This window comes from Bacteroidia bacterium (genome assembly GCA_026932145.1).
In the GTDB taxonomy this organism is placed as follows: domain Bacteria; phylum Bacteroidota; class Bacteroidia; order J057; family JAIXKT01; genus JAIXKT01.
Genome location: JAIXKT010000045.1, coordinates 1 through 26263 on the forward strand (window position 1 = coordinate 1; position 26263 = coordinate 26263).

The following is a 26263-nucleotide window of genomic DNA, read 5'->3' on the forward strand; positions in this document are numbered from 1 at the left end:
AATGGCTATTAGCACTGTTTTGAACTTTTGGGTGTCCTATTGATGAAGTCAGGAGAATTTGAGTTCCTTACCAACCTTTTTGATATGAGACCTGATTTGGTATCAGCCATCTACAAACTCCGTTGGCAGATAGAACTGCTCTTCAAACAGCTAAAACAGAATTTTCCATTGAAATATTTTTTAGGTGACAATGAAAACGCCATCAAAATACAAATTTATTGTACATTGATAGTAAATCTACTGCTTACAGTCATTCAAAAGCAGTTAAAGCGCAATTGGTCATTTTCCAATTTAGTTAGTTTTTGCCGTATTCATTTGTTCAACTATCTACATTTGGTGAGATTTTTGGAAAATCCTGAGCAGGATTGGCTAAAGCCTTTGACCAAACCGCCTGAACTTAATCTATTCAGCTATGGGGGCTCACTTTTCTAAAAATACCAACGAATTAATATAACTTGCATATAATCAATTTATTACAAACCAAATATTCGAGAATTATACTTTTGTCGGACGCTACTGGATTACAATAGTGATTCACCAACGAAATCATAGTTTTCATACTTTCTGAACCACAATCAAGTAGCCATTGTGTTACGAATGATAATGATAGAAATAAGTAGCAGTAACTTTATCGGTTACTGCTACTTATTTCTATCAAAATGGGTTTATTTTTCAGCCTTACGAAAGGCTATAACTTTCACTAATTCAGCCTAATACGAAACCCAAGTATAACATCATTGTAAAAAGTATAGGTGTCGTTTTTTTGGTAAGATGAGTTTCCGTCAGAAACAGTTATGCCAGAATCTGGGTTGTAATATCCAATATCAGATTCGAGAAATACCTCTAAAAAGTCGAATACTTCCCATAAATATCCTGCACCAACATAGATGTCGGGAGTTATCCAGAGACTTGTTTTGTTTTCGGGATCCACAAACTTAAAGGCTTTACGGTTATGATGAATCCGTGCATGGATACCAATATTTCCATAAAGAGCCGACCCATTTCTTCTCTTTCCCGGAAAAAGGAATGGTTGATACGATACGCCCAACAGTGTAGAACCTGTGCTAAAAAAGCCTTTTCCATAATCTGACGAAGCTTTGTCTGTAACAAAACTACGAGAAACGCCCAACTTTAGCTCCAAAGAACCGTGGTGTGCAAACACATAACGGTAGCTAAACCCTTTGCAACCCTTACCTACTGAAACAGTTATCCCAACAGCTCTTTCTCCAACAATCTGAGCTCTATTTATCTGAAAGGAAAACAGCCATACTAATGCCGCTAATCCTAAAATTTTTCTTGACATATTATTTTATTATTACTGATTATTAGGATTAAAAAATTAATGTGAAGGTTGGATACCTTTATCTCCTTTTTTCTTTTTTACTGTTTTCGTTTCTTTTTCCTTTCCGGTACTATCGTAAGTTTTTTTCATTAGATCTCCTGATTCATTGTAGAAAAATACTCGATAAGTGCTCCCTTTTTTTTGTAGTTGGTTGCGATAAACTTCTTGCGTTTTCCAGCCTTGAGATTCTATTTGTTTGCTATCTTTAAGAATAGATTCCGGTACTTGGGCTTGTCCAACCTTTTGAACAGAGCCGATTACTTCGCCCTGCCCGTCAAACGTAACGCTAAAAGTGCTTCCGTCATTCATGCCGCTGGCGTGGTAAATCAATTCTCTGCCTTTGTAACGCATCCCCCAACGAATACTGGAAGGGTTGGTATAAATCTCCTTCATTTTTTGGAGAATCTTATTCGGAATTTCATTTTCCTCTACGGGAGACCAATTTCTCTGCGCATTTGAATGGAACGATCCCTTAATAAGAAACAAACTTATCAAAAGCGTGAAAAATAGTAGCTTGAATAAACTTTGTGTTATTCTCATAAGATTGATAGATAATTTAGCAAGACTGCGAAAATATCTATAAAATCAATATATCCAAGAAAAAAAGTATGCTTAATGAGTATTTTTTACGTACTCAGGGTTGAGAAGGTGTCTTTGCTCTTATGGGTTTTCTACGTCTGCACCACGTTGGAATCCGTATTTTTCGATTTTTGAGTATAGGTGGCTGCGCTGAACTTCTATTTCTTCGGCTGTTTTGGTAACGTTCCAGCTATTTTTTTCTAATTTTCTGCGTATAAATTCTTTTTCTGCTGCGTCTTTAAAACTCTGGAAGGAGGTGAATTTATCAAAAAATGAATCTGTTGAAGTCTTAACTACTTCATTTTTAGAGATTACGTATGTGTAAATGTCGTTTTCTGTGATTTCTTTTTCACTTAAAATTGCCAGTCGTTCTATCACATTGCGTAATTCTCTGATATTTCCGCTCCATTCGAGAGCAGTTAGTATTGAAATTGCAGTCGGAGTAAAGGTCTTAGGTTGAAAAGTGTATTCTGTGCAAATTCGATTCAGGAAGTATTGGCACAAAATCGGTATATCTTCTTTTCGTTCACGGAGTAAAGGCACTTGAATTGGGATTACATTTAGCCGGTGAAATAGGTCTTCGCGAAAGTTTCCGCGTTCAATTTCTTTACGTAAGTCTTTGTTGGTGGCGGCAATAACCCTCACGTTTACTGAAATATCTTTTTCCCCGCCTACGCGGGTAATTTTGTTTTCTTGTAAGGCTCTCAGCACTTTTGCTTGCGCCGAGAGGGACATATCACCGATTTCATCTAAGAATAAAGTGCCCTCATGGGCTTGTTCAAACTTACCGATTCGCTGTTTAACAGCACTGGTAAATGAACCTTTTTCGTGCCCAAATAATTCACTTTCAATTAATTCTGATGGGATAGCGGCGCAATTTACTTCAACAAGGTGTTTATGTGCGCGCAAACTTTTTTCGTGAATTCTGTGGGCTACTAATTCTTTTCCGGTTCCATTGCCTCCGGTTATCAGCACCCGTGCATCGGTAGGTGCAATTCTTTCTATGGTTTCTAATATTTTAGTAATAGCAATTGACTGCCCGATAATTTCATGGGATTTAGAGATTTTCTTTTTCAGAACGCGCGTCTCGGTTACCAAATGAGATTTGTCTTGTGCATTCCTAAGAGCTACTAATAAGCGATTTAAATCCGGAGGTTTTTCTATAAAATCAAAAGCCCCTTTTTTGGTAGCCTCTACCGCTGTTTCGATATTTGCGTGGCCTGAAATCATGATAAACTGAACATCAGGTTGGGCTTCACGTGCGCGTGATAGCACCTCTAAGCCATCTAACTTCGGCATTTTTACATCACACAGCACCGCATCATATTGTTTGGCTAATATTTTTTGCAGCCCTTCTTCTCCGTCTGCGGCAGTATCTACCTCGTAGTTTTCGTACTCCAAAATATCTTTGATTGTATTTCGGATGCTGCGCTCGTCATCAATAATTAAAACACTTGGCATAGGATTTTACATAAATCGAATAGAAATTTTTAAAATAAAATATTGATAATCAGTTTTTTCGTTCTATGAAGGTAGTTTTGGCTTTTCTATAGTTGGCATAACGGGTTTCAGATATTCGGGTTCAAAAGTATCTAAATCCACAAAATCTTGTTGCTGCCATGCTTGGAATATTGGTTTTCCCCAGCTTCTTGCACTGCAATTTATTGGTGGTAAAAGAAGTAAATTAGCGTTAGCTTTTATTAGCGGCTGTATTTTGGCAACACCGGATCCGGCTAAAATGGTTGGTGATGAAGCGTTCCAATGCTGAATTGTTGCCTGATTGATGATAACAGGTTGAGGCTTAGGTGTTTGTGGGACAATTTCTTTAGAAAAAAAGTGTGCATAAACTTCCATACGTCTGGCATCTAATAGTATCCCGATTTTACATTCTGGGAATAAATTTGCTATTGGGGAAACCTGCCAAGCGATTCCGGTTAAGGTAGGTATTTGAATCAGAGGGATGCTATGCGCAAAGCATATTCCTTTGGCGGTACTGGTTCCGATACGTAAGCCGGTATAAGAACCAGGGCCGGCACTAATAGCAACAGCCGAAAGTTGAGAATAAGGCAAGCTAATTACATCCATAACGGATTGAATTAAAGTCGTTAGCATTTTTGCGTGCATTTGAGGCAAAAAAATCTCTTGTATAGCCACTAAATTTTCGCCGGCAAAAACGCCTACGGAACACGTTTCGCTAGCCGTTTCTATGGCTAAAACAAATGGTTCTAATCCCACTTTTGAAACCAAGATAAGATCTTTAATACAATGACCCCAAAAACAGCTTCACGAATAATTCCTTTACTCATTTTGGAGTCTCCGGCAGAACGGTCTGTAAAAATAATGGGAACTTCTTTGATTTTCAGCCCAAATTTCCATGCTTTAAACTTCATTTCAATCTGGAAGGCGTAGCCGATAAAGCGAATGGGTTTTGTTAATATTTTTTGGAGAGCCGTTGTGCGATAACATTTAAAACCGGCGGTTGTATCCCGAAGTTTCATACCAGTAATAAACCGAACATAAACGCTTGCAAAATAACTGATTAGAACTCTGTCCATTGGCCAGTTTACAACGTTTACTCCTGTTACATATCGAGATCCGATGGCTAAATCGTAGCCGTCTTCTCGGCAAGCAGATAATAACCGAACTAAATCTACCGGATTATGGCTGAAATCACAATCTATTTCAAACATATATTCATAATTCCGTTCGATTCCCCACCGAAAACCATGAATATAAGCTGTTCCTAAACCCAATTTTCCAGATCTTTTTACCAAAAATAGCCTATCTGAAAACTGGCTTTGTAGGTCTTCAACAATTTTGGCCGTTCCGTCCGGCGAGTTATCATCAACTACAAGCAGATGAAATGGTTCCGGTAAGCTAAAGATAGCATGAATCATATTAGCAACGTTCTCACGCTCCTTGTAAGTCGGAAGAATTACTAATAAACCCGGTTTCACTATGCAAAAGTAATCATATCCAACCAACTTGGGCAATCTCATTGACCGGAAAATACTTTTTCTACAAGTTTATTTCCACACCTTAAATTCCTTTTGGCTATTGCATTAAATTATCCCCAAATTTTAAAACTTCCTATATGTAGCTTATAACTTTGCGCTATGAAGCGACTTAAGCTCAGTTATTTTGTAACTATTTGGGTGAGTTACTGGTGCTTATCTATATTCACGGGATTTGGGCAGTTACCCTCGCAAACAAATGATAAAACAACTTATTCAGATGCCTTAGAACTCTTTTACAAAGGAAAATACAGTGCAGCCCAAAAGCAGTTTGAAGTTTTTTTAGGAAATATCCAATTTTATCCGGAGGCAGTTAATGATTTGATACCCAATGTGCGTTTTTATCATGCTGTTTGTAGTTATCATTTGCTTCGCAACAATGCTGAAAGCCTTTTAGAGCATTTTCTATATGATTTTCCGTTTCATGCACATCAAGATGAAGCACGTTTTTTCCTCGGTAAGTTATTATTTATCAAGAGGAAATATCCGGATGCTTTACCGGTTTTAGAGGAAATTGAGCGGCGTGAGCTGGCAGAAGATTTAAGGCAAGAAGCTGTCTTTATGCGTGGTTATTGCCAATTTCAAACGAAGCAGTTGAAACCTGCCGAAACAGCTTTTAGTCAAGTAAAAAATGGAAATTCTCCCTTTAAAGAGTCTGCTGCGTATTACTTGGGCGTTGTTCAGTATCAACAAGAACGATATTCGGAAGCGCTAAATGCGTTTCGGTCAGTAGAAAACAGCCCTACTTATGGTGCAAAAGTGCCTTTATACATAGCAACTTGTCTGCTTCAAGCAAAACGCTATGAAGAACTGGGTACTTATGGTAAAAAATTACTCAGTAACGACTCATTAGAAAACCAATCAAGTGTTTACTTACTTGTTGGAACGTCCTTGTTTTACCAAAAAGAGTACAAAGAATCCATTCCATTTTTGCAAGGCAGCCCGCAAAATGCTGCTACAAATTACTTGTTAGGCTACGCATTATTTCAGGAAAAGAGGTATCCGGAGGCTTCGGAGTGGTTACAGAAAAATGCTGCCCAATCAGATGAAGCCGGCCAAACTGCCTCTTATTATTTGGGTTTTTGCTTGCTCAATCAAAATAAAAAAGAAGAAGCCCGTTTGGCATTTAAAAGAGCATCTGAAGAAACTTTTCAGCCTGATATTCAATCTAATTCTCTTTATCAATACGGGAAATTATCTATGGAAACCCGATATTATGAAGAAGCTCTTAGCGCATTTCAAAGGTATATAAAGCAGTATCCTAACGGTGAAATGAACGGTGAAATAGTTGGTTTTTTAGGAGAAATATATTTATATTCAAGAAATTATGTACTTTCTGTAGTTAATTTTGAGGCATCACCATTAAAAGATAACCGTACGAAAGAGGCATATCAGCGAGTTTGCTATTATTTTGGGTTAGATTTGCTATCACGAGGGGTGGCAGATTCTGCCAAACGTTATCTTAAAAAAGCGATAACTATTGCTGTTAATCCGGAGCTGACTTTTGCCTCAAGGTATTGGTATGCCGAAGCACTTACGCGTGACCAAGCATACGTAAATGCCGAAGATGCTTATCAAGATTTTCTAAAATCTTCATCTGCAAACCAAGATACATATTATCCACAAACCTTATATGGTTTAGCATGGGTTCAGATGAAGCAAAAAAAATACACCAAAGCCTATACTAATTTTACGCAGTTTGCAAATTTAAAAAACAATAACCTTACGGAAATGATTGCTGATGCTCGGCTACGTGCCGGCGATTGCCAATTTATTCAAAAAAAATATTCAGATGCTATTCAGGAATATCAATATTCTGTTCAGCTAAATTTACAAGGAGTAGATTACGCATTGTATCAGATTGGGATATGCTATTTGCGGCTTTCTAAATACAATAATGCCACTGAAGCATTAGTTCGTCTTGTAAATAACTACAAATCATCTACTTATCGTCCACAAGCTATTGAGCAGTTAGCTGTAACGTATCTTACGTGGCTAAATGACTATCCGCAGGCCACCCATTACGGGAAAATGCTGATAGCTGATTATCCCAATAGTCAATGGATTCCTATGGCTTATGCCTACTTAGCATTATCGGCATTTAACTCAAAAGATGAAGCAGCTGCTACAAACTATTTTAAAATCGTATTATTTGAATATGGTAATGCTACTCACGCAGTTAAAATTGCATTAGATGGTTTAAGCAACATTTTATCCCCGGCAGATTACAATCGGGTTTATCAGCAATATAGAGAAAAGAACCCCGTAGCAAAGTCAGAATTAGAGGATATTGTATTTAACAATGCAAAAGACAGATATTCTTCAGATGACTACGAAAATGCAATTATCCAGCTTACTAATTACGTCAAAGATTACCCTAAGGGTGAATACATTTGGGAGGTTTACTACACTCGCGGAGATTGTTACGAAAAGTTAGGGCAATATGAAAAAGCTTTGTCAGACTATGAGCAGGTTTATAGCTCAAATAAATCAGAAGATGAGGGGATTTTAGCCGCTAAGGCTGCCGGCGAAATTTTAATGCGCCAAAAAAAGTACCCAGAAGCCGTAAAAGTCTATCAACGGTTTGATAGTTTAGCTTCCGGAACAACAGATAAAATGAACGCACAATTTGGCTTAGGTACAGCGTATCTTGCAAATCAGCAGTATTCAGAAGCTGCGGCAATATTTAATGCGCTTGTAGTGCATGAAAATATTACCCAATATTCAAAAACACGCGCAAAAGTCTTATTGGGAAAAGCCCAATATTTCTTAGGAAAATCAGATGAAGCCATGAAGCTATTTACAGAAGTAGAAAAAGACTCCAAGAACGCATTCGGAGCTGAATCACAGTATTTTATATCTAAAATCTTGCTTGACCAAAAGCAATATGAGCAAGTTAAAAATGCTGTGATATACTTAAAAAATAATTATGTACAATATCATGAATGGAAAGCCCGCGCTTTTATCTTGATGGCTGAATCTTATTATCAGTTAGGGGAAAAGTTCCAAGCCTTAGAAACCATGAAAAGCGTTGCACAAAATGCGGTTAATCAGGAAATAAAAGAAGAAGCACAACGCCGCTTTAATGAATGGGAAGAAATTAGAAAAAAAGAACAAGCAGAACGAAAACAGCGTGGAGAAACCGGCCCCGATGAATATTCCGAAGAAACAGAGGTCGAAGAAGATGTTGTGGAAGAAGAGCCTGTAAAGCAACCTAAATCACAACCCAAAACCAATGAAAAAAACAACGAAACAGATAAACCTAAGACCAATTCCCCAACCCCCAAATCAGAAACACCTAAGACCAACTCCCCAACTCCTAAATCAGAAACACCTAAGACCAATTCCTCAACTCCTAAACCAGAAACACCTAAGACCAATCCCCCAACTCCTAAATCAGATAAACCCAAGACCAATTCCTCAACTCCCAAATCTGGAAACTCTAAAACAACTCCTCCGCCTAAGAAGCCAACTCATACCCCAAAGTAATACCAACAGATGTGAGGTAACTGTGGGTAATTAAGTGTTATTAGGAAATATTTAAAGCTAAATTTTTGGTTGTGTATGATACTTTTAAAAAAATACACTTAAATATCACAACATTTATTCGGGAAAATACGTAATATTGCGTTAATATACTATTAGTCCGATGAAATACAACTCTCCTTTACAGTATTTACAGATTGCTTTGCTGTCAATTTGTTTTGCTATACAAGTATCTGCGCAGGTAGGCATTGGCACACTCACCCCTGATGCCTCTGCTATGCTGGATATTCAGTCAGGCGATAAGGGTATTTTAGTGCCTCGAATGACCACTTCAGCCCGATCCGGAATAGCATCTCCGGCAACCGGCTTGCTGATATTCAACACAGATATAAATCAGTTTGAATATTTTGATAATACTTTTGGTTGGGTAACTATGGGATCCGGTTCCGGAGATAATCTGGGCGACCATACAGCTACCCAAAATATAGCATTAGATAACAACTATCTAAGCGGAGACGGAGATAACGAAGGTATATTTGTGAATGGAACCGGAAACGTAGGGATAGGAATAGCTACCTTTTTGGATATATTGCATATAAATGATATAGCTAACACTCAGAGTTCAGTTCGTCTTACTGCTGGGACAGCTACGGGAACCACTACCACAGACGGTTTAACGATGTATGCAAACAACTCTTCCACAGGTATATTGAGCTATGAAAACACCTACCTACACATTGGGAATAATGGGGCAACCCGTGTTTCTATTTCACCTACCGGAAATGTGGGTATAGGTACAGTAATTCCTACCAATCGTTTTTCGGTGGGAGCAAGTTCTCAGTTTCAAGTGAATGCTACCGGTAATATCCTAAAAATAAACGACGTACCCACCAATTTTCCGGCGGCGCAAGGTGCTGCTAATACCTATTTAAAAAATGACGGCAGCGGAAATCTCAGTTGGGCACCATCCGGCGGCGGCAGTAGCTGGGATTTACTCGGTAACGCCGGTACAAACCCCGGAACACATTTTATCGGGACTACCGATAACAAGGCCATCATGATGAAAAACAATAATACAAATAGATTTCGGTTTACCACCAAGGGTCAAATAGAAGTTTTTAATAGTGCCCAATCCGTATTTTTAGGGCAAAATGCCGGTGCAAATCAAGATTCTTCCGCAAACCGATTCAGTGTATTTGTTGGAAATAGTGCAGGACAAGCCAACACAACTGGTGCTAACAATAATGCTTTAGGCTACCAATCATTGCAAACCAACACAACTGGTGCTAACAATAATGCTTTAGGCTACCAATCGTTGCAAAGTAACACAACAGGTGGCAACAACACGGCAGTAGGCTATCAATCACTGCGAAACAACACCACAGCAAGTAATAATACTGCTGTGGGTAGCTCATCTCTTCTGACAAATAGTACAGGAATTAATAATACAGCATTAGGCCAACGTTCAATGTTTTCAAATATAAGCGGTAACAATAACACGGCTATTGGATTACGTTCATTAGAATTAAATGAAACAGGCGACGTAAACACAGCTATTGGTGTGTGGGCACTTCGTTCAAATGTTTCCGGAAACGGTAACATAGCAGTTGGTTTTGGTACCTTAAACTTTAATACTTCGGGAGATACAAATGTAGCAGTAGGGAACTCTAGTCTTTACAAGAACACAACTGGATACAAAAATAGTGCTTTTGGAGATAAGTCCTTATTCACTAATACTACCGGAAATGAAAACACAGCTATTGGCCACGAAGCACTATATTTTAATACAACGGGGTCTTTTAATGTTTCATTGGGACCTTATACCCTGCTTTTAAATGATAATGGGGTTTCCAATGTTGGAGCCGGTGCCTATACGTTATCAGGAAATACTTCAGGAAGCTACAATACAGCTATGGGAGATAATGCTATGATTAGCAATGTAGTTGGAAGTTACAATACTACCATTGGTTATAGTTCAAACGTTGCCAGCCCTAACCTAACTAACGCTACGGCTATCGGAGCAAATGCAGCAGTATCACAATCAAATAGCTTAGTATTGGGAAATAATGCCAACGTAGGAATTGGCACAACTGCACCTACCCAGAAGTTTTCAGTTGCAGAAAAATTTCAAGTAAATAATACAGGTAATATTGTTAAAATAAACAATGTACCCACCAATTTTCCGGCCAGCCAGGGAGTCGCTAATACCTATTTAATGAATGACGGCGTAGGAAACCTTTCTTGGGAAACTTTACCGTCCGGAGAATCTACCACAGCCAGCAACGGACTAACCTTATCCGGTTTCGATGTGCAGTTAGGAGGAAACTTAACAGTTAATACAACGATAATCCAAGACGATAATACCTTAACTTTTGAAAACAATGGCTATAACAACACTATTTTTAACCTATCCTCTACCGGAGACTTTGAGGTGCAAGGTAACGGCACAACAGCCTTTATCGTTGATGATACAAGACAAGTAGGGATTGGGACAAGCTACCCTGCTGCCCAGCTACACACTACGGGAACAGTACGTTTTGAAAACTACATCTCCAATGTTTACGGATCTATTTTACGAACAACTAACACCGGTGATTTAGCCATAACTAACTTTACCGGAAATAGCAGTGATGTTTTGCTGGGTAGCGGTACTTTTGGGCCTACTCCCGGCTTAAATAACAAATGGGATTTACTCGGTAACGCCGGTACGGATACTTCTATCAATTTTATAGGCACCACCGACCTAAAGAGTTTGAAATTTAGGGTAAATAATATGCAAGCCGGATGTATAGACACCGGTTCCGTATTTTTGGGTTACAGAGCCGGCTTGGTGAATACAAATCCAACCAATGTAGGTATTGGCTATAATTCGCTAAGCAGTAACACGGGTGTAGCTAATACAGCAAGCGGCTTTAATTCACTAGGCAACAACACTACGGGTGCAAGCAATACGGCAAGCGGTTATGCTTCGCTATCCAAAAATACTACGGGTAGCTATAATGCTGCAAGTGGTTATTATGCACTATCTAACAACACCACGGGTGGGGCCAATATGGCAAACGGTTCTTATTCACTATATAGTAATACCACAGGCGGATCTAACACGGCAAGCGGTTATCAGTCGCTATACTATAACACCTCAGGCGGATCTAACACGGCAAGCGGTTCTTTTTCGCTATACAGTAACACCACAGGTAATAATAACACGGCAAGCGGTTATTATTCACTGCGCAACAACACAACGGGTGCAAGTAATATGGCAAGTGGCTATCAGTCGTTATACAGCAACGTAGCAGGGAATAATACTACTGCTATAGGTAGTAGAGCTATGTATTATGCCAATAATACCGCTACTTCGTTTACTAACACTAACGTAGCGTTGGGCTTTGAGGCATTACGAGGTTCTACGTCCCCTGCTGCAAATACAGGTCTTGACAATACAGCTTTAGGCTACCAAACTCTTTGGTCTAATACATCGGGAAACTATAATTCAGCTACGGGAAAAGGAACTCTTTATTCCAATACTACGGGAACCTCTAATACAGCTACGGGATACAATACCCTTGCTCTTAATACTACCGGAAATTATAACACTGCTACCGGAGGTAGTGCCCTTTATTCAAACACATTAGGATCGGCAAATACAGCTTCCGGATATTTCTCACTTCGTTTTAATACTACTGGATCCTCTAATACAGCTACAGGGGTTAACTCTCTTACTACTAACACTACGGGTGTGAACAATGTTGCTATGGGACATTCTGCGCTTTATGCTAATACCATTGGAGGCGAAAATACAGCTATTGGTTATGGTACACTTTATAGTAATAAAGCAGGTAATTATGCAACTGCTCTGGGCAGAGGTGCTATGTACTACGCTAATGATATTGGCACTTCGTTTACTAACACTAACGTAGCGGTTGGCTATGAAGCGCTACGCGGTTCTGCGACTCCTGCTGCAAATACCGGCCTTGACAATACGGCTTTAGGCTACCAAACGCTTCAGTCTAATACATCAGGTAGCCGAAATATTGCCTTAGGAACACTCTCTTTGACAAGTAACATTACCGGATCAGGTAACATCGGAATAGGCTGCGGCACACTCAATAACAACTCTGAATTAAGCTATAATATTGCTATTGGAGATTCTGCCTTAAACGCTCAAAGCTATGGTGTACCGTTTGCCTCCAGTAATATTGCCGTCGGGCATGGTGCTCTATTTACAAATAACCCTTCTTCATCGTCTAATGGGTCTGAAAATATTGCCATTGGTGAAAACGCCCTTCGTTCAAATATAACTGGTTCCAAAAGTACATCTGTAGGTTCAAAGGCTTTGTATTCTAATACTACGGGATCTTATAATCAAGCTTTTGGTATTAGTGCTTTATACTCTAATACAACAGCGAATCAAAATTGTGCTTTCGGCAATTCTGCTTTACACTATAATGTATCAGGCACTCAAAATGTTGGTATGGGTACTATGACTTTAGCATATAATACTACAGGAAGCTATAATACCGCTATAGGCAGTTTTGCAGGGCAAGGACAGACTGGGATTTTTTTAACAGGATGCACTTTTGTGGGTTCAAATACCAATCTTACTCAAGACAGAACTAATGTTACACTGTTGGGAGCTAATATTGCTAATGGACAATGCAATGGAGATAATCAAGTATTGTTAGGTAGTACTGCCGTTGGACAAATACGTGCGCAGATTACAGGGATTACGGCATACTCGGATGCTCGCTATAAAACCAACGTAAAAGAGGATGTTAGAGGGTTAAACTTTATCTCTAAACTACGCCCTGTTACCTATAATGTGCGCCCTACCGAACTACACAAAATATGGGGAACACCGGATTCCATAGTTAATCAAATTGACCACAGCGGAATAGAAAAAGAAACATACATCGGGTTGATAGCTCAAGAAGTAGAGCAGGCCGCCAAAGAAAGCGGCTTTACGTTCCCAGGTATTGACATTCCCCGCAATGAACATGAAGCTTATTCATTACGCTATACAGACTTTATCATGCCGTTAATTAAATCTGTTCAGGAACTCAATACAGAGAACCAAAAACTAAAAACTGAAAACGAACAGTTACATTCTCAGATACAAAATATTAACAAGCAAATTGAAGTTATCAATGCTAAAATCAATCAACTCAAAGTATCACAGTAATTAAGCTGCTATTACAGCATCGAATACACTTCTATAAGGTCGTTTATTGAGCGAAGTTCGTTTATTTCGACTTCGCTCAATAAACGACCTTGTGTTTTTTAGCCTTTTGTAAAGCCTGTTTTTGCTATTAACTTAAAAAATAAATGGACTTGTAAAAATTAGGATTTAGGATAGTCGGTTTCAGGATAGACTTTTAGAAAAAACATAACATTAGAATAACAATAACACAATAACCATTTTTTTTATCATTTCTGAATCACAACCGAAAATAGTAGCTGCCTGAACCCAAACCCTATCATATTAATAACTTCAGAAATAAAAACTATTTTTCTTGACAAACATCAGTATTTGTTTTATATTTGCAACAAGGTTAATTTTTTGGAACAGTTTTTGTTTAACAACGTTAATAAAGGTTTATTGCATGAAAAAAATATTTACTATAATATCGCTACAGCTACTTTCTACAATATGTTTCTGTAGCATATCGGCTTACGGAGCTAATTACGGCTCAGTAGAGATTGGATACCCTGCCCATAAAGATTTAAGCGGATACAATATAGATTCAGCAGGGATTGCGCCTTCTGAAGATGCGTTTGCCCAACATGTAGCTATTCCGGACAAAGGTTCTGTTTCGGTCTATCCTAATCCATTTCAAAGCACAGTGCAGGTAACACTACCGGCGGGTGCTAATAGGCTTGAAATACGAAATATGGTTGGCCAAGTGGTTTTCAGCCAAGAAAATATAGAATCTACAACATTGATGTTATACTTAGGGCATTTAGCTCCCGGCCCTTATTTTATGTCTGTCTTTGTAGGCGCAAAGCATGAACTACTGCGAATTATTCGTGAATAACTCGCAGTTTACTTTTTTACTTTAAGGTAATTTCACAAATTTCTGAGATAATACAACTCCGTTAGTTAATTTAATAGTCCCAAAGTAAATGCCCGGTTGCAAATTCTGGACATCTATTTTGGGATTTTCAATGTAAATAACTCCCGAATCAACTAACTGACCACTAATGGAATTGATTTGATATGAAACAGGATTTTGGGCGTTAAGTTCAAAAAGTTGAGTAGTTAAAAACAGATCATTGTTAGTAGGATTAGGGTAAAGAAGAGTACCTTGGAAAGAGTTTATCACGTCTTCAACAGAAGCCCAAACGCCATCCGGTGAATATAGTAATCCTAAGCCGGTAGAACCAATCCGATTTCGTTTACCCAAGATATAAACATCATTTTGAGTGAGTTGAAAAGAAAATGAAGAGCCGATTTGGTCCACATTTTGGTACACTGGTAAGGAATACCAAATAGTTCCTGAATAAGCCTTTTTAAAAATCCGAACTTGATCACTGGTGTTTAGTAGGGAAAATGCTACAAACGGATTTTCGTAAGTATCTAACTGGATTTCAAAATATGCTCCTGCAACTCCTGAAATAGCTTGATACACAACTTCTTCCACCCAAGAGCTTGCTTTCCATATAAAATAATGTAGTGAATTAGTGGCGGCATTTCGGCAAACTATTTGCGGTTGCAAAGATGCTCCTACTGCAATAGCGACCCAACTTCCCATCGTAAAATGGTTGGGTAGAGTAACTTCAGACTTTATCCATAACCCAAAAGCAGTCTTTTTTAGGTAGAATAATTTGTTTGTTCCAATATTCTGAAATGCTACGTGAGGCAAGCCATACGGGTCAATAATGATTTTAAATGCTCCTGCGGCTCCTTGATTAATAGTATCAATAGCAACTTCGGGGGATAAATTAGCGAGGGATGTCCCAAAACGATACCAAAGATTACCTTGGTTGTAGTAAATTAAGTGTATAGAATCATTACGGCTAACCCAGTCTGCGGTAGAGGCTCCAAAGGCTAAAGTAATTGGAGTTGCTCCTTCTGCCGATGCTACTAACTGTTGTGTTTCAGTTTCATACCACATTAAATACCGTTCGCCGTTATTTCTAACCAATAATCTGAGATTCTGGTACGTTTTTCCCGTGTTTATTTGAGAAAATGTCCAATTGTTTTTTTTCTGGCCAAGCCATAGTTCTTGGGAAAGTTCATCAGAAAATAGGGCATCAATAGTTTTATCTTGTCCGTTTTCGGTTACGGTACAGGCGTTTTGTCTGGCATAAAGAGTACTTTTTTGAATAGAGTAGCTACGTATAAACCCCGTATTTACAGCAATAGAGGCATAGTTAAGTTTTTCTTTTTCAATATCATAGCAAACGAGGGTTAAGGAATCGCCTTTCCAAATTATGGGAGCAGGGTAGTCGGTAATTGTTGAACTAAAAACGTTTTGAAACGTCCATGTTTGGCCTCCATCCCAAGATTTGGCTAAGCGAATTTTTCGGGTATCTCTTTCTATAAAGGAAATTATGATAGAATCATTACCTTGAACGGCGATACTGGTGTTGTAGCGATATTTGGCATCTCTGGGTAAAACGATTTCAGAAACAACGGTAGATGAGTCGGTAGGATTAAGTCTTGCATAAAAGAAAGATAGTTCGGGAGTATAGTCATTGCGCCCATATTGGTGTGAAAGGGCGTAGCTTAGGTGATAATCTCCATTAGAGCCTTGTGCAACGGATAATCCTTCAAAGGTTAATTGCAAGATGTCGGTACTAACTCTGTATCGTATGACAGAATCTAATACTACGTAGTTGGTATTCATAAAGTCTGGATACCAGATAATTTGTCCATTTTTATTGCAGACGGTAAATACATAGTTTTTTCCGCTAAGGCTTTGGCTGATGTTACAGAATTCGCCGTATCGGGCACCGGCAATGTTTTCGCCCCAGAAATAATCAGGATCTGAGGTAGGCACAGAGGTGATGGGGATATTTCCGTAACCGCTTACTACCCAAGGTGGCCCGCCTACTCTGGTCGCTCGTTTTAGTTCTAAGCCATAATGAAACTGTGCTGGCTCCCAAGTAGCATCAAAAAAGACGATTATAGGAAATGGCTGCAATATTAAATCAATGGATGGGTGTACATTCCCTTCATTATTTTGGTTACTCAGGCCATATTGCCCCCATGTTTGAACAGAATCTACCACTTCTGTTATCCAGTAGCCAGCTACGCGATTCGCGTATCGTAGCTGCATCTTTCCTTGAATATTCTCATAATAAGCAACATGCGGAACTCCATTTCCGTCTAAGTTGATGGCTGCTGAATATCCGTTATTTCCGGAACTATCAACCCATTCAAAAAGCCACTCATCAGAATTGAATGCTTTAAAGCCGTAAACCAATTTATCTGAGGCTTGATTCCAGCAAACAAGATGTAAGTTTCCGTTAGAATCTTGTACCGTTTTGGGTGTGTTTCCAAAAGCAGCTACGTCATTTAAGGCTGCTTCGTATTGCCAAACGGGGGGAATTTGCCCATAAACGAATGTGATACTTAGCCAGTATCCGGCAAACAGCAGAACTTGCCAACGCTTCATAATTCAAAGGTACAGAAAATTACTAAATAGTGAAAAACAAACAGCTTTTACCGTAAAATTAAACGTTTAAACATATTGATTAATAAACTGGAACACCTTATCCCAATAAACTTTACCGCCAACACGGTGGATGTCATTATGGCCGGCTTCAAAAATGATTAATTCCTTAGGTTCTGCAGCCATTTGATAGGTGTCTTTGGTAAAACTTGCCGGTATTTCGTCATCACTTGCTCCCAATATAAAAAGTTTTGGTATAGAAACTGTAGCGAGAACTTTAGCCGGATTGACTGCTTCTAACTGAAAGTTACCATTTTTTTCGGTGAACCAGATGATGGGCGCAGCAAATATCGTTTCTAAAAAACCTAAGTGTTGCCGGATAATGTAGCGGGTCATGGTGGGGAGGTCAGCATAAGGGCTTTGTAGTACAGCTGCACGAATGGGAAACTTTTGGGTTTCTGGAAGACTTAACAGCATAGAATTTACAATACTTCCCATAGAAGCACCAAATAGGATAATGGGTTGATTAGGAGCTTTTTCTGTTACCCATTTTAAGCAGGCAAGCATATCATGACGTTCGTAGTAACCATAAGTACAAACTACACCTCCGCTATGCCCGTGGGCGCGGTGATCCATAGCAAGCACTTGATAACCACGCTCATAAAACTGCTTAATGAAGGTGATAATCATAGCTTTATTGATAGCAAAACCATGAGAAAGAATAACTATGGGTGCCGCTTGTGGCTGCGGAAGCCACCAAAGTGAAATAGGAACTCCTTTGTAGCCGCTAATAGTCGCCTCTTGATATTCTAACCCCACTTCTTTGGGGTTTTTGGGGCGGTTCTTAGGTAATTTTGAATCTTTTAGCTTTGGTGGAAAAATAAATTTATAGGTAGAAAAACCAACCACTCCCAACCATAAAACAGTAACAATACTAATAATTACAAGAATCCAATATAAAAACATAATTTAAGGGGCAAAGTTATTCGGTTCGGTTCAAAATCAGAGTACCATGCGTAGGAAATAAAACATTGCGCCGCTTAGGGTCATGCTTACGGGCATTGTCAGCAGCCACGCTAATGCGATATTACGAATGGTAGCCGGTTGCAAGTTTTTAATTCCCCGTTTAGCAACCATGCTGCCTGCAATACCGCTGGACAAAACGTGCGTTGTACTTACCGGCAGACCCAAAAAAGTTGAAAAACCAATAGTACTTGAAGCAATAATCTCTGCGGTAGCACCTTGCGCATAAGTTAAATGCTGTTTACCAATTTTTTCCCCTATGGTAACTACAATTCGTTTCCAGCCAATCATTGTACCGAGTCCTAAACTTAATGAAATCAGGAAGATAACCCAAGTAGGCGAGTAGTCAGTTATCAAACGAATTTTTTTTATGTGTGATTTAAGTTCATCAATTTGTTTTAGGTTCAAATTCAAGTTTTTTCCCTCAATAAGCATTGTTACCTGTTTGGAAACGAGCAAAATATCTTTTCGTAGGTCAAAGCGTTTTTCTTTAGGGAAGTTTTCCAATGTATTATACTGCTGAAAAACAACACCTAAATGAGCGCAAATTTCCAGAACGCTACTACGGGCGTTTCTTTCATTAGCAGAAAGTAAAGTCGGGTCAGTTCTATTTAGTAATGTGTGAATTCCCTGAATATCAGGGTGATACAAGGCGGCTTTTTGGGTTATATCAATAGCGTAATAAGTTGGGAGGATGCCAATCAAAATGAGCATCATAAGCCCAACCCCCTTTTGTCCGTCATTAGAGCCGTGAAAAAAACTTACTCCGGTGCAAGTAAGAATTAAAACTGAACGAATCCAGTTTGGCGGGCTTTTGCTTAAATCCGGCGACCTAAAAATACTTCTGTCTTTGATGATTCGGCGTAAAACAAACATCAGTAAAATTGTCATCGTAAAGCCAAACAAAGGTGAAATCAAAAGGGAAAGCCCAACCTCGCCTGCTTTATGCCAATTGACAGCCGCAGACGTAGAACCCGGTAACGTAGAATACATAATACCAACGCCCAATATCGCCCCAATCAGAGTATGAGAGCTTGATGCCGGTAATCCAAAATACCAAGTTCCTAAATTCCAGACTATTGCACTAAAAAGTAAAGACAAAACCATAGCAAGGCTATGCCAAATATTTTGGTCTATCAAGATTTCTACCGGTAAAAGATTTACGATACTCATTGCCACAGATATTCCGCCGGCAAAGACACCTAAAAAATTACAAATCCCAGACCAAATAACAGCCTTCCACGGAGTTAGTGTATTTGTATAAATAACTGTTGCAACTGCATTAGCAGTATCATGAAAACCATTAACAAACTCAAACCCACAAGCCGCTACTAAACAAAATATTAGCAGGATAAACAAAGACGTTTCTAAGTCAAACATAAAATAGTTTCCATGACGGCAAAACTAATAGAAAAATTAACTACGAAATGAAATGCACGGCACTATTAATAAACAAAAAACAACTTTATGAACAGATTTAGTGGTCTTTAGCCCGAAATATCCCCCCAATCTTTTTTAGCACCCAAATATTAGATTTACAATCGTTTAACCTAAAAGTACTTATTCCAAGAAGTGGTAATCATTTAGAAAACAAGATATTACCTAAAAAAAAAGTAAAAAATTGTATAAACTAAACTTTTCTATTATTATTGCTTCGTGAATCAGACTGAACAACTCGAGGAAACAGCTATCACCATTGAATTGGAGGTGTTGTTACGTGCTTATGAACTGATGTGCTGCGCTACGGAGATGGCTGCTATTTATGAAACAAATCGGGATTTGTGTAAATACGTTCATTCTACCTCTCGCGGGCATGAGGCTATTCAGCTTGCAGTGGGGATGCAACTTACTCCCCAAGACTTTGTAGCTCCCTATTACCGTGATGAATCTATGCTGTTAGGAATTGGATTGCAACCACATGAGTTGATGTTACAACTTTTAGCTAAGCGTGATGATCCTTTTTCCGGCGGGCGAACCTATTATTCTCACCCAAGTCTGCGCCGCGCAGATATGCCCAAAATACCGCATCAATCCTCCGCAACAGGAATGCAGGCAATCCCCGCAACAGGAGCCGCTCACGGAATAAAATACTTAGAATCCATAAACCACCCAAACTATACCGATGATAGCCAAAAATCCATAGTCGTTTGCTCATTAGGAGACGGATCTACAACCGAAGGGGAAGTAAGCGAAGCTCTTCAAATGGCTGTTTTACACCAACTTCCAATTTTATACTTAGTGCAGGATAATACTTGGTCAATATCAGCTTCCGCCAAAGAAACACGAGGTGTCTCGGTTTCTGATTTTGCTAAAGGATTCCCCAATTTAGCTGTTTACGAAGTTGATGGCACTGATTTTTTAGCCTCTTTTGGCACTGTTTCATTGATATTTAATCAATTAAGAAAAAAAAGGACTCCTGCCTTACTTCATGCAAGGGTTCCCTTAATAGGCCACCATACTTCAGGGGTGAGGCGCGAATGGTATCGCCAACCCGAAGAAATTGCTTTGGCACAGCAGCAAGACCCACGCATAAAACTAAAAAAAGAACTACTCAATTTAGGCATAAAACCAGATGTTTTGGATGAAATTGAACGCCAACAACAAGAACGTGCCCGATTGGATTTTGAAAAAGCAAAACAAGCCCCTGAACCAGACCCTGCTACCCTAAAAGAGCATATCTTTGCTCCTACACCAATTACCGAAGAAAGAGGCATCCGTGTACCAACAGAAAAAAAAGAAGTTGTGATGGTAGATGCTGTTTTACACGCCGTTGATGAGATTTTTCAGCAATATCCGGAAGCACTTTTATATGGCCAAGATGTAGGCGGGGACTTAGGGGGAGTATTCAGAGAAGCTGCTACATTAGCCCCAAAATATGGCCATAACCGTGTTTTTAACACCCCAATTCAAGAAGCATACATCATTGGCAGTACCGTTGGAATGTCAGCAGCCGGCTGCAAACCCATAGTAGAAATTCAATTTGCGGATTATATTTGGCCGGGCTTAAACCAGTTATTTACCGAAGTCAGCCGTTCTTGCTATTTAAGTAACGGTAAATGGCCGGTTCAGGCATTGATAAGAGTTCCAACCGGAGCATACGGAAGCGGCGGGCCTTTTCATTCGTCCAGCATAGAATCAACATTGCTGACAATACGGGGAGTCAAAATAGTGTATCCTTCCAATGCAGCAGATATGAAAGGACTCTTCAAAGCAGCTTTCCTTGACCCAAACCCTGTTATTATATTGGAACACAAAGGGTTATATTGGTCAAAAGTTCAGGGAAGCCAAGAAGCACGTACCATAGAGCCGGATTCAGATTATATTATCCCGTTAGGAAAAGCAAGGTTAGTACAAGAAAGCAGCCATGAAGCCGTATCAGAGGGAACAGCCTGTACCGTCATCACGTATGGCATGGGAGTTCATTGGGCTAAAAACGCCAGCACAAAATTCAAAAATCAAGTAGAAATCTTAGACCTAAGAACATTAGAACCCATTGACTGGCAAGCCATTGAAAAAACAGTTGTAAAAAATGGAAAAGTTATGATTCTAACCGAAGAGCCTACCCAAAACTCATTTGCAGAATCTTTGGCTGGCAGAATATCAAGTCATTTTTTTACTAAATTAGATGCTCCCGTTCAAGTTGTTGGTAGTGAGAACCTTCCGGCTATTCCTCTTAACACAACATTGGAGCAAACAATGCTTCCAAATGCCGAAAAAGTATCTAAACAAATAGAATACCTATTAAATTGGTAACATCGTAAGATGGTTACTGATGCTTAGAAAGCCTACGTTTGAATTTATTATTAGATTTCTATCTATTTTTACGCCAAAAGATAAAACGAAGAAAATGGCTTTAATAGCGTCTATATCTGGCATACGTGGCACAATTGGTGGCTGCGAACGGGAGAATTTAACTCCTTTGGACATTACGCGCTTTGCAGCAGCTTATGGTGCGTGGCTTTCTCAGCATACAACAAATCGTAGGATTATTATTGGGCGGGATGCTCGCCCGTCCGGCGAAATGCTTACCGCATTAGTCAGTGCTACTTTAGTAGGTATGGGCTTTGATGTGATAGACTTAGGCTTGGCTACAACTCCCACAGTAGAAGTAGCTGTTCCGGCAGAAGGAGCCGCCGGCGGAATTATCTTAACAGCATCTCATAACCCCGCAGAATGGAACGCCTTAAAATTACTGAATAGCTACGGTGAATTTATCAGTGAATCTGACGGCCAAAAAATCATTACCCTTTATGAAAACCCGAATTATGAATTTGCTTCGGTTCATGAATTGGGCAAAATCTGGTATAAAAATAACTATTTAGATTACCATTTACAACGAATTTTAGCGTTACCGTTGGTAGATATTCAGGCTATCCGAAATGCCCAATTTAGGGTAGTGGTAGATGCCGTTAACTCCGTTGGTGGAATAGCTGTTCCAAAATTACTACAGTTGTTAGGTGTAGCCGAAATCATTCCCCTTCATTGCGTTCCTAATGGTAAATTTCCCCATAATCCAGAACCTCTACGTGAGCATTTATCAGATATTTGCTCGGCAGTTACCGAAAACAGTGTTGATTTAGGCATTGTAGTGGATCCGGATGTTGATAGATTGGTTTTGGTTTGTGAAGATGGAGAGCTTTTTGGGGAAGAATATACACTGGTAGCGGTTGCAGATTATGTATTGAGCCACACGCCGGGTTATGCTGTTTCTAATTTATCATCCTCGAGAGCACTACCGTTGCTTGCTGCAAGCAAAAATAGCCAATATGCAGCAGCAGCAGTAGGGGAGGTAAATGTGGTTAAGATAATGAAGCAGACCAATGCGGTTATTGGCGGAGAAGGTAATGGCGGGATTATTTACCCACCATTACATTATGGCCGTGATGCTTTGGTAGGTATTGCATTAGTACTTACCCATTTAGCTAAACAAAAAGTATCCCTTTCGGAATTAAAAAAACGTTATCCGGCTCTGTTTATGGCTAAAACGAAAGTAACAGCTTCAAAAACAGCATCTATTGATGAATTATTTGCTTCTTTGCAAAAAAGATATTCTGATATTCCCCAAAATACCGAAGATGGGTTAAAATTAGACTTTCCTGATTTTTGGGTGCATATCCGAAGGTCAAACACGGAACCAATTTTGCGAATCTATACCGAAGCTGCTACTCAAACCCAAGCCGACGAAGTTGCATTTGCCTTTATGCAACAAATTCAGCGGATGATAGCATAGATAGACACTGATTTTTTTAAGCCATAATCATAATTTTTCAGCAAAAGATTAAACTTTTAAAGCCTAATCTTATAACTTTGCTGTTAAGAATTTAATTGTGAAAAATGCCTAACTCCGTTCGTATTGCAGCGGGACAAGGTTTTTATGGAGATAGTCCCCGCGCAGCGATAACAATTGCCTTGCAGCGTGGCGCAGACTACATTATCCATGATGCCTTAGCCGAATTAACACTTTCGATTTTACAAAAAGATAGACAAAAAGACCCTTCCTTGGGTTATGCCCGAGATTTAGAGTTTACCGCATATAACTTAATCCCAATGTGTTACAAAAATGGAATTAAATTAGTAACAAATTCCGGCGGGCTAAATCCCTATGGCGCAGCTAAAAAAGTATCGGAGATATTAAACAAACAAGGAATAAAAGACCTCAAAATTGCCGTGATAACCGGCGATGATGTTTTTGACAGACTTAATGATTTTCAGGCTAATGGACTTACACTAAGCAATATAGACACAGGAAAACCTTTTTCGGAAGTGAACTTTCCGGTTACGCACGCAAATGTATATGTGGGAGCAAAGAGCATCGCTGACGCGCTTGCGCAAGGAGCAGACCTGATTTTGGCAGGTAGAGTTGCTGACCCTTGCTTGACATTGGGAATTCTGGCTCATCATTTTAACTGGGCATTAGATGACGAAAATTTGAGCCAAGAAGGCCTGAATAAGTTGGCTTGCGGCATAACAATCGGGCACTTATTAGAATGTGGCGGCCAGGCCTCCGGAGGTAATAGCTATGCAGAATGGCCAATGGATTATCCATTACACAACTTAGGCTACCCGATTGCGACCGTTTTTGCAGACGGTTCTGCGGTGTTTTCTAAATTAGAAATAGAAGGAGGATGTGTTACCAAAAATACCATTCGCGAACAGTTGGTTTATGAAATTCACGACCCAAGTCATTATATCACTCCAGATGTTGTCGTTGATTTAACCCACGTTACGGTTGAAGAAGTTGCTAAAAATCAGGTTCGTGTCAGTGGCTCTCTCGGTAAACCTCGTCCGGAAAACTTGAAATTATGTATTGGCTTGCATGAAGGATTTATGAGCGATATGATTGCCTTTTTTTCTTGGCCTTGTGCCTATGAAAAATGCCAAAAATTTATCCAAGCAGTTAAGGATATTTGGGCAAATGCTGGGCTTTCTGGAATAGAACGTGCTGAGTTTCAGTTACTTGGTTTAAATGGAATACACGGAGAGGCTGCTATTTCTGCCTCCCCTGAAGTTTTATCCGAAATGAATGAAATCGGAGTTCGGCTGGTTATTAAACATTCAGATACCAAAACAGGCAGTATGGCTTTTAAGTCAATTGTTTGCTTAGGCTTAAATGGCCCGCCGGGGCTTACTGCCATACCCGGGTGGGGAAAAGAAAACCGCACCTTATTAAGCCTTTGGCCTACATTAATACCCAGAAAACTTGTTCAAACAACAGTACATTGCGCTAAGGCATCCGAATATTTACAGTAATTAATTACTAATCAAGATTATGAAAGTTCGTTTAATAGAAATAGCCGCAGCACGTTCTGGGGATAAAAATGATGTTTGCAACATTGGGGTATTGGCAAAAAGTGCTGAAGCCTATCAGATTCTCAAAAAACAACTAACACCAGAACTGGTTAAAGCGCATTTTGGAAACCTAATACAAGGTCAAGTCATTCGATATGAGTGGGATTCCATAGAAGCACTTAATTTTGTTTGTTTTCAAGCCTTAGACGGCGGAGCTTCGCGCTCATTGCGTATGGATACGCTCGGCAAAAACTTTTCCAGTCATTTACTGCGGTTAGAAATAGAAATTTAAAAACGAACCTTTCGAGGATTTCTATAACTAATTAATTGCAAATAAATTACAAAAATACAAAACACAAAAAAGGAACCTAATTGATGCATAGTTCCGATTAAAACGGGATTGTGTGGCAATACCAAAATGGTCAATATTCCTAATAAAAATTGCAGAAAAATTGCAATAGCAATATATCGAGAATATTTAATAACTTGATTATCAGCAGTATATTTACTGATAGCTATTCCTAAAATAACACCGAAGATTAGTACAACGTAAGCAAAATACCGGTGTATGATTTGAACTCCGTATTTTTGGTTGAATAATTGATATAAAAAAGATTTTTGATTACTGAAAGATTCGGTATTAAACCATTTTCCGTTCATGAGCGGCCAAGTATTATAGCCAAATCCACCATCTAAACCGGCTACAAAAGCCCCAAAAATAATTTGAAGTAAAACCAAAATAAAAGTTACTTTACTTAATACAACAGCTTGTTTCTGAATGACTAATAAAGATTTTTTGCTGTTCAGGATTTCAAAAATAATCCAAATAATATAGCCGCAGGTAATAAATGCAGTTATTAAATGAGCAGCTAACCGAAAATGACTAACCGAAGTGAGTTCGGATAAGCCGCTTTTAACCATAAACCACCCCAAAAAACCTTGAAAACCGCCTAATAAAAATACGATAATTAGCTTGGGATGAAGCTCTGAAGGTATCTTTTTTTTCCAGAGAAAGAAGAGATAAGGAATGATAAATACAACACCTAAAACTCTACCAATAAGGCGGTGAAGCCACTCCCAAAAGAATATAAATTTAAAATCTGATACGGAGAAGTGGGTATTTTCAAGTTTATATTGTGGAATTTGTTTGTATTTTTCAAAAGCCTCATTCCATGCTGTTTCATTTAAAGGGGGGATTGCACCCATAATCGGATTCCACTCGGTAATAGAAAGTCCCGAACCGGTTAAGCGGGTAATCCCGCCAACGATTACCATTAGCATAATAAGCATTACACCGGAAAATAGCCAAATGATAATCAGGCGGTTGCTATTATTTAATGCCATAAACAAAAGTGAATTAGCGATAAAAACAGAATAGGCAGAGAAGTAGTTCCCTGCCTATTCTGTTTTTGCTG

16 protein-coding genes and 1 pseudogene are annotated in these 26263 nt (G+C 39.1%); 8 read left to right on the forward strand and 9 right to left on the reverse strand.

Annotated features, from left to right (window positions below; all coding sequences use genetic code 11):
• Positions 1-57 precede the first annotated feature (57 nt).
• Positions 58-432: pseudogene (locus tag LC115_10415) on the forward strand (transposase).
• Positions 433-700: 268 nt separating this feature from the next.
• Here LC115_10415 and LC115_10420 read toward each other — a convergent pair.
• The 5 genes from LC115_10420 to LC115_10440 form a co-directional block, all read right to left on the reverse strand.
• Positions 701-1303 (reverse strand): hypothetical protein, encoded by a 603-nt coding sequence (locus tag LC115_10420; GenBank protein ID MCZ2357076.1) that lies wholly within the window; start codon positions 1301-1303, stop codon positions 701-703.
• A 36-nt stretch (positions 1304-1339) separates the two neighbouring features.
• Positions 1340-1882, reverse strand: coding sequence for a hypothetical protein (locus tag LC115_10425; protein ID MCZ2357077.1), 543 nt, complete (start codon positions 1880-1882; stop codon positions 1340-1342).
• Between the two features lie 120 nt (positions 1883-2002).
• Positions 2003-3382: a sigma-54 dependent transcriptional regulator gene (locus LC115_10430; protein MCZ2357078.1), complete on the reverse strand. Its 1380-nt coding sequence runs from the start codon at positions 3380-3382 to the stop codon at positions 2003-2005.
• A 63-nt stretch (positions 3383-3445) separates the two neighbouring features.
• The gene (gene tsaB / locus LC115_10435) at positions 3446-4156 is read right to left on the reverse strand and encodes a tRNA (adenosine(37)-N6)-threonylcarbamoyltransferase complex dimerization subunit type 1 TsaB (GenBank protein ID MCZ2357079.1); all 711 of its coding nucleotides are present in this window, start codon (positions 4154-4156) and stop codon (positions 3446-3448) included.
• Positions 4147-4920 carry a polyprenol monophosphomannose synthase gene (locus LC115_10440; GenBank protein MCZ2357080.1) on the reverse strand — a complete coding sequence of 258 codons (774 nt, stop codon included), beginning with the start codon at positions 4918-4920 and terminating at the stop codon, positions 4147-4149. Before LC115_10440 ends, tsaB begins: the two co-directional genes overlap by 10 nt.
• Positions 4921-5037: 117 nt before the next feature.
• On the opposite strand from LC115_10440, the gene LC115_10445 reads away from it, so the two are divergent.
• The 3 genes from LC115_10445 (at position 5038) to LC115_10455 (ending at position 14453) form a co-directional block, all read left to right on the forward strand.
• Positions 5038-8424 carry a tetratricopeptide repeat protein gene (locus tag LC115_10445; protein MCZ2357081.1) on the forward strand — a complete coding sequence of 1129 codons (3387 nt, stop codon included), beginning with the start codon at positions 5038-5040 and terminating at the stop codon, positions 8422-8424.
• A gap of 160 nt (positions 8425-8584) precedes the next feature.
• Positions 8585-13600 carry a tail fiber domain-containing protein gene (locus LC115_10450; protein MCZ2357082.1) on the forward strand — a complete coding sequence of 1672 codons (5016 nt, stop codon included), beginning with the start codon at positions 8585-8587 and terminating at the stop codon, positions 13598-13600.
• Between the two features lie 421 nt (positions 13601-14021).
• Positions 14022-14453 (forward strand): T9SS type A sorting domain-containing protein, encoded by a 432-nt coding sequence (locus LC115_10455; protein ID MCZ2357083.1) that lies wholly within the window; start codon positions 14022-14024, stop codon positions 14451-14453.
• A gap of 21 nt (positions 14454-14474) precedes the next feature.
• Here the strand turns inward: LC115_10455 and LC115_10460 are convergent, their stop codons facing one another.
• The 3 genes from LC115_10460 to LC115_10470 form a co-directional block, all read right to left on the reverse strand.
• Positions 14475-17039, reverse strand: coding sequence for a T9SS type A sorting domain-containing protein (locus LC115_10460; GenBank protein MCZ2357084.1), 2565 nt, complete (start codon positions 17037-17039; stop codon positions 14475-14477).
• Between the two features lie 66 nt (positions 17040-17105).
• Positions 17106-18002, reverse strand: coding sequence for an alpha/beta hydrolase (locus LC115_10465; GenBank protein ID MCZ2357085.1), 897 nt, complete (start codon positions 18000-18002; stop codon positions 17106-17108).
• 36 nt (positions 18003-18038) lie between these two features.
• The gene (locus LC115_10470) at positions 18039-19439 is read right to left on the reverse strand and encodes an inorganic phosphate transporter (GenBank protein MCZ2357086.1); all 1401 of its coding nucleotides are present in this window, start codon (positions 19437-19439) and stop codon (positions 18039-18041) included.
• A 351-nt stretch (positions 19440-19790) separates the two neighbouring features.
• Here LC115_10470 and LC115_10475 point away from each other — a divergent pair, with 351 nt between their 5' ends.
• The 4 genes from LC115_10475 (at position 19791) to LC115_10490 (ending at position 25140) form a co-directional block, all read left to right on the forward strand.
• Positions 19791-21812 carry a tungsten formylmethanofuran dehydrogenase gene (locus LC115_10475; GenBank protein MCZ2357087.1) on the forward strand — a complete coding sequence of 674 codons (2022 nt, stop codon included), beginning with the start codon at positions 19791-19793 and terminating at the stop codon, positions 21810-21812.
• A gap of 94 nt (positions 21813-21906) precedes the next feature.
• A complete protein-coding gene (glmM, locus tag LC115_10480) occupies positions 21907-23289 on the forward strand; it encodes a phosphoglucosamine mutase (protein MCZ2357088.1) in 1383 nt (460 codons plus the stop codon).
• A 104-nt stretch (positions 23290-23393) separates the two neighbouring features.
• A complete protein-coding gene (locus LC115_10485) occupies positions 23394-24809 on the forward strand; it encodes a DUF1446 domain-containing protein (GenBank protein ID MCZ2357089.1) in 1416 nt (471 codons plus the stop codon).
• Positions 24810-24828: 19 nt separating this feature from the next.
• Positions 24829-25140: a hypothetical protein gene (locus LC115_10490; GenBank protein ID MCZ2357090.1), complete on the forward strand. Its 312-nt coding sequence runs from the start codon at positions 24829-24831 to the stop codon at positions 25138-25140.
• Here the strand turns inward: LC115_10490 and LC115_10495 are convergent.
• Positions 25137-26192 (reverse strand): COX15/CtaA family protein, encoded by a 1056-nt coding sequence (locus tag LC115_10495; protein ID MCZ2357091.1) that lies wholly within the window; start codon positions 26190-26192, stop codon positions 25137-25139. The two genes, LC115_10490 and LC115_10495, sit on opposite strands and share 4 nt — an antisense overlap.
• Positions 26193-26263 lie beyond the last annotated feature (71 nt).

Bases quoted from the DNA above. Each gene is read 5' to 3' on its own strand.
- LC115_10450 (MCZ2357082.1), top strand. From the start codon at position 8,585: ATGAAATACAACTCTCCTTTACAGTATTTACAGATTGCTTTGCTGTCA.
- LC115_10490 (MCZ2357090.1), top strand. From the start codon at position 24,829: ATGAAAGTTCGTTTAATAGAAATAGCCGCAGCACGTTCTGGGGATAAA.
- LC115_10485 (MCZ2357089.1), top strand. From the start codon at position 23,394: ATGCCTAACTCCGTTCGTATTGCAGCGGGACAAGGTTTTTATGGAGAT.
- LC115_10465 (MCZ2357085.1), bottom strand. From the start codon at position 18,002: ATGTTTTTATATTGGATTCTTGTAATTATTAGTATTGTTACTGTTTTA.
- LC115_10495 (MCZ2357091.1), bottom strand. From the start codon at position 26,192: ATGGCATTAAATAATAGCAACCGCCTGATTATCATTTGGCTATTTTCC.
- LC115_10475 (MCZ2357087.1), top strand. From the start codon at position 19,791: ATGTGCTGCGCTACGGAGATGGCTGCTATTTATGAAACAAATCGGGAT.
- LC115_10440 (MCZ2357080.1), bottom strand. From the start codon at position 4,920: ATGAGATTGCCCAAGTTGGTTGGATATGATTACTTTTGCATAGTGAAA.
- glmM (MCZ2357088.1), top strand. From the start codon at position 21,907: ATGGCTTTAATAGCGTCTATATCTGGCATACGTGGCACAATTGGTGGC.
- LC115_10420 (MCZ2357076.1), bottom strand. From the start codon at position 1,303: ATGTCAAGAAAAATTTTAGGATTAGCGGCATTAGTATGGCTGTTTTCC.
- LC115_10425 (MCZ2357077.1), bottom strand. From the start codon at position 1,882: ATGAGAATAACACAAAGTTTATTCAAGCTACTATTTTTCACGCTTTTG.
- LC115_10445 (MCZ2357081.1), top strand. From the start codon at position 5,038: ATGAAGCGACTTAAGCTCAGTTATTTTGTAACTATTTGGGTGAGTTAC.
- LC115_10430 (MCZ2357078.1), bottom strand. From the start codon at position 3,382: ATGCCAAGTGTTTTAATTATTGATGACGAGCGCAGCATCCGAAATACA.
- LC115_10470 (MCZ2357086.1), bottom strand. From the start codon at position 19,439: ATGTTTGACTTAGAAACGTCTTTGTTTATCCTGCTAATATTTTGTTTA.
- LC115_10460 (MCZ2357084.1), bottom strand. From the start codon at position 17,039: ATGAAGCGTTGGCAAGTTCTGCTGTTTGCCGGATACTGGCTAAGTATC.
- LC115_10455 (MCZ2357083.1), top strand. From the start codon at position 14,022: ATGAAAAAAATATTTACTATAATATCGCTACAGCTACTTTCTACAATA.